Origin of the sequence: Flavobacterium algoris, from assembly GCF_048158525.1 — a bacterium.
In the GTDB taxonomy this organism is placed as follows: Bacteria; Bacteroidota; Bacteroidia; order Flavobacteriales; family Flavobacteriaceae; genus Flavobacterium; species Flavobacterium algoris.
Genome location: NZ_JBLNKT010000054.1, coordinates 1 through 5,448, shown reverse-complemented (window position 1 = coordinate 5,448; position 5,448 = coordinate 1). Strand labels below are relative to the sequence as shown.

Here is a 5,448-nt window from a genome sequence, read left to right as displayed (position 1 = left end):
AAAAAACCCCGTTCGTTAGAACAGGGTTTTCAAAGAAAGGCGACGACATACTCTCCCACATAACTGCAGTACCATCTGCGCAGGCGGGCTTAACTACTCTGTTCGGGATGGGAAGAGGTGAGCCCCGCCGCAATAACCACCTTAAGAGGTTATAATTGCTTTGGGCAATTACTGTAATGTTGTTTATTTTTTTATAAACATCAATTACATAATATCTTAACATACTGAGATAAAGAAAATAAAAAGTGTTGAGAAAGTTTCTTCCCCGGGTTACCCCGGGGAAAAGCGTACATAAGCTTACGGGTTATTAGTACTACTCGACTATGACATTACTGCCTTTACATCTATAGCCTATCAACGTAGTCATCTCCTACGACCCTTAAAAGAAATCTCATCTTGTGGTGGGTTTCGCGCTTATATGCTTTCAGCGCTTATCCCTTCCAAACGTAGCTACTCTGCGATGCCACTGGCGTGACAACAGATACACTAGAGGTTTGTCCAATTCGGTCCTCTCGTACTAGAATCAGATCCACTCAAATTTCTTGCGCCCACAGTAGATAGAGACCGAACTGTCTCACGACGTTCTGAACCCAGCTCGCGTGCCACTTTAATGGGCGAACAGCCCAACCCTTGGGACCTTCTCCAGCCCCAGGATGTGACGAGCCGACATCGAGGTGCCAAACCCCCCCGTCGATATGAGCTCTTGGGGGAGATCAGCCTGTTATCCCCGGCGTACCTTTTATCCTTTGAGCGATGGCCCTTCCATGCGGAACCACCGGATCACTATGCTCTACTTTCGTACCTGATCGACCTGTATGTCTCTCAGTCAAGCTCCCTTATGCCATTGCACTCTACGCACGGTTACCAAGCGTACTGAGGGAACCTTTAGAAGCCTCCGTTACTCTTTTGGAGGCGACCACCCCAGTCAAACTACCCACCAAGCAATGTCCCCCGCATTACGGGGTTAGGCCTCAGACAAACAAAGGGTTGTATTTCAACAATGACTCCACAACGCCTAGCGACGCCACTTCACAGTCTCCAACCTATCCTACACATCATTTGTCCAAGGTCAATACTAAGCTATAGTAAAGGTGCACAGGGTCTTTTCGTCCCACTGCGGGTAAGCGGCATCTTCACCGCTACTACAATTTCACCGAGCTCATGGCTGAGACAGTGTCCAGATCGTTACACCATTCGTGCAGGTCGGAACTTACCCGACAAGGAATTTCGCTACCTTAGGACCGTTATAGTTACGGCCGCCGTTTACTGGGGCTTCATTTCAATGCTTCTCCGAAGATAACATCTCCACTTAACCTTCCAGCACCGGGCAGGTGTCAGGCCCTATACTTCATCTTACGATTTTGCAGAGCCCTGTGTTTTTGATAAACAGTCGCCTGGACCTCTTCACTGCGGCCAGCATTGCTGCTGGCGACCCTTCTCCCGAAGTTACGGGTCTATTTTGCCTAATTCCTTAGCCATGAATCTCTCGAGCACCTTAGGATTCTCTCCTCGACTACCTGTGTCGGTTTGCGGTACGGGTACTTATTACCTGAAGTTTAGAGGTTTTTCTTGGAAGCCCTTAGGCGCACTATCTCTTCAACCGAAGTCTCCGAGTACTATCGTATTTCCCCAAGCCGCGTGGATTTGCCTGCGCAGCTTATAGGTAGGTACTTCAACGAACTATTCCGTCAGTTCGCGGCGCTTTCATCACTCCGTCACCCCATCACAGTAATAACTAGTACGGGAATATTAACCCGTTGTCCATCGACTGTCCCTTTCGGGTTCGCCTTAGGTCCCGACTAACCCACAGCTGATTAGCATAGCTGTGGAAACCTTAGTCTTTCGGTGTGCGGGTTTCTCGCCCGCATTATCGTTACTTATGCCTACATTTTCTTTTCTAACCAGTCCAGCATACCTTACGATACACCTTCTACCCTGTTAGAATGCTCCCCTACCACTTGTAATAAATTACAAATCCATAGCTTCGGTAATACGCTTATGCCCGATTATTATCCATGCTCGTCCGCTCGACTAGTGAGCTGTTACGCACTCTTTAAATGAATGGCTGCTTCCAAGCCAACATCCTAGCTGTCTGGGCAGACAAACCTCGTTCTTTCAACTTAGCGTATATTTGGGGACCTTAGCTGATGGTCTGGGTTCTTTCCCTCTCGGACTTGGACCTTAGCACCCAAGCCCTCACTGTTAGTGAACATTATATAGCATTCGGAGTTTGTCAGGAATTGGTAGGCGGTGAAGCCCCCGCATCCAATCAGTAGCTCTACCTCTATATAACTTTATAACTAACGCTGCACCTAAATGCATTTCGGGGAGTACGAGCTATTTCCGAGTTTGATTGGCCTTTCACCCCTACCCACAGGTCATCCGAAGACTTTTCAACGTCAACCGGTTCGGACCTCCACACTGTGTTACCAGCGCTTCATCCTGCCCATGGGTAGATCACACGGTTTCGCGTCTAACACTACTGACTAAAGCGCCCTATTCAGACTCGCTTTCGCTACGGATCCGTGGCTTAACCACTTATCCTTGCCAGCAACGTTAACTCGTAGGCTCATTATGCAAAAGGCACGCCGTCACCCCACGAAAGGGCTCCGACCGCTTGTAAGCGTATGGTTTCAGGATCTATTTCACTCCGTTATTCACGGTTCTTTTCACCTTTCCCTCACGGTACTGGTTCACTATCGGTCTCTCAGGAGTATTTAGCCTTAGCGGATGGTCCCGCCAAATTCAGACAGGATTTCTCGTGTCCCGCCCTACTCAGGATACCACTATCGTTATCTTCTATTACTTATACAGGGCTATCACCTTCTTTGGCTCTACTTTCCAGTAGATTCTAATTCTATCCGCAACAAATAACGTGGTCCTACAACCCCAATATTGCCGTAACAACATTGGTTTGGGCTAATCCGCGTTCGCTCGCCACTACTTACGGAATCACTTTTGTTTTCTTCTCCTCCGCCTACTTAGATGTTTCAGTTCAGCGGGTTTGCCCACCTATCGGTGTACTATGTCTTCAACATAGTGGGTTGCCCCATTCAGGTATTTACGGATCATATCGTGTGTGCCAATCCCCGTAACTTTTCGCAGCTTATCACGCCTTTCATCGCCTCTGAGAGCCAAGGCATCCCCCATACGCCCTTATTTTGCTTATTGTACCAACACATTAGTTAAAATGTGCCGTTTCTTTTACTTGCCTATAAATAAACAAGCAAAAAATGCTTTCTACTTTTTATTATTTTCTTATCTCAATATGTCAATGAACTTTAAAGTAGTGTTCAGTGTTCAGTTTTTAGTATTCAGTCGAAACTGAGTACTGACCACTGTAAGCTGATCACTCTTTTTGTGGAGAATAACGGAGTCGAACCGTTGACCTCCTGCGTGCAAGGCAGGCGCTCTAGCCAGCTGAGCTAATCCCCCGTTTTTTAGTTTACAGTTATCAGTCGCAGTTTGCAGTTGGATAACGTGCTCACCTAAACGTGATTTCACTCTTCTTCTAAAATTTCCTTTTTTTAAGCCTAAAATAGTTGTCTCGGACAGACTCGAACTGTCGACCCCTACATTATCAGTGTAGTACTCTAACCAGCTGAGCTACGAGACACTCTTTATTACTTAAAAGTAAAGTCGTTGCTCTGCAACTTCTCTACGTGTATTATTTGAACTAACAGCAAGAGTAATAAAATTTTAACATTTGTTTCCATTCGAACTTTCGTCTTCTTTCCCAAAAGTGTTGTTTGCACAACTAACATTCGGGCTCTAGAAAGGAGGTGTTCCAGCCGCACCTTCCGGTACGGCTACCTTGTTACGACTTAGCCCTAGTTACCAGTTTTACCCTAGGCAGCTCCTTGCGGTCACCGACTTCAGGCACCCCCAGCTTCCATGGCTTGACGGGCGGTGTGTACAAGGCCCGGGAACGTATTCACCGGATCATGGCTGATATCCGATTACTAGCGATTCCAGCTTCACGGAGTCGAGTTGCAGACTCCGATCCGAACTGTGACCGGTTTTATAGATTCGCTCCTGGTCGCCCAGTGGCTGCTCTCTGTACCGGCCATTGTAGCACGTGTGTAGCCCAAGGCGTAAGGGCCGTGATGATTTGACGTCATCCCCACCTTCCTCGCAGTTTGCACTGGCAGTCTTGTTAGAGTTCCCGACATGACTCGCTGGCAACTAACAACAGGGGTTGCGCTCGTTATAGGACTTAACCTGACACCTCACGGCACGAGCTGACGACAACCATGCAGCACCTTGTAAATTGTCTTGCGAAAAGTCTGTTTCCAAACCGGTCAATCTACATTTAAGCCTTGGTAAGGTTCCTCGCGTATCATCGAATTAAACCACATGCTCCACCGCTTGTGCGGGCCCCCGTCAATTCCTTTGAGTTTCATTCTTGCGAACGTACTCCCCAGGTGGGATACTTATCACTTTCGCTTAGCCACTGAGATTGCTCCCAACAGCTAGTATCCATCGTTTACGGCGTGGACTACCAGGGTATCTAATCCTGTTCGCTACCCACGCTTTCGTCCATCAGCGTCAATCAATTAGTAGTAACCTGCCTTCGCAATTGGTATTCCATGTAATCTCTAAGCATTTCACCGCTACACTACATATTCTAGTTACTTCCTAATAATTCAAGTCAGACAGTATCAATGGCCGTTCCACCGTTGAGCGATGGGCTTTCACCACTGACTTATCTGACCGCCTACGGACCCTTTAAACCCAATGATTCCGGATAACGCTTGGATCCTCCGTATTACCGCGGCTGCTGGCACGGAGTTAGCCGATCCTTATTCTTACAGTACCGTCAAGGTTCTACACGTAGAACTGTTTCTTCCTGTACAAAAGCAGTTTACAATCCATAGGACCGTCATCCTGCACGCGGCATGGCTGGATCAGGCTTGCGCCCATTGTCCAATATTCCTCACTGCTGCCTCCCGTAGGAGTCTGGTCCGTGTCTCAGTACCAGTGTGGGGGATCTCCCTCTCAGGACCCCTACCCATCGTAGCCTTGGTAAGCCGTTACCTTACCAACTAGCTAATGGGACGCATGCTCATCTTTCACCGATAAATCTTTAATATAGTGTTGATGCCAACTCTATATACTATAAGGTATTAATCCAAATTTCTCTGGGCTATCCCTTTGTGAAAGGTAGATTGCATACGCGTTACGCACCCGTGCGCCGGTCTCTGCTCCCGAAGAAGCATACCCCTCGACTTGCATGTGTTAAGCCTGCCGCTAGCGTTCATCCTGAGCCAGGATCAAACTCTTCATCGTATATTGTCTGCTTGAATTACTTCAAGCTATTGTTATTCGACTAAATTCTAGTGGTTTTTTCAAATCTCTCGATTCTATTACTCTTATTCTTTTGTCTTGAAATCTCTTTCAAAACGGCTGTCAATTCAATATGTCTAGGAACGTGTTCTGCTTGTTTTT

The 5,448-nt window shown here is 47.3% G+C and carries 2 tRNA genes and 3 rRNA genes; all 5 read right to left on the bottom strand.

Annotated elements, in window-relative coordinates:
- Window positions 1–34: 34 nt before the first annotated feature.
- A 5S ribosomal RNA gene (rrf, locus tag ACM55I_RS16215) occupies window positions 35–144 on the bottom strand.
- A 143-nt stretch (window positions 145–287) separates the two neighbouring features.
- Window positions 288–3,171: ribosomal RNA gene (locus tag ACM55I_RS16210) — 23S ribosomal RNA — on the bottom strand.
- Between the two features lie 190 nt (window positions 3,172–3,361).
- Window positions 3,362–3,435 (bottom strand) — tRNA-Ala (locus ACM55I_RS16205).
- A 107-nt stretch (window positions 3,436–3,542) separates the two neighbouring features.
- A tRNA-Ile gene (locus ACM55I_RS16200) sits at window positions 3,543–3,616 on the bottom strand.
- Window positions 3,617–3,775: 159 nt separating this feature from the next.
- Window positions 3,776–5,289, bottom strand: a 16S ribosomal RNA gene (locus ACM55I_RS16195).
- Together the 16S, 23S and 5S rRNA genes with 2 tRNA genes alongside form the textbook arrangement of a ribosomal RNA operon.
- Window positions 5,290–5,448 lie beyond the last annotated feature (159 nt).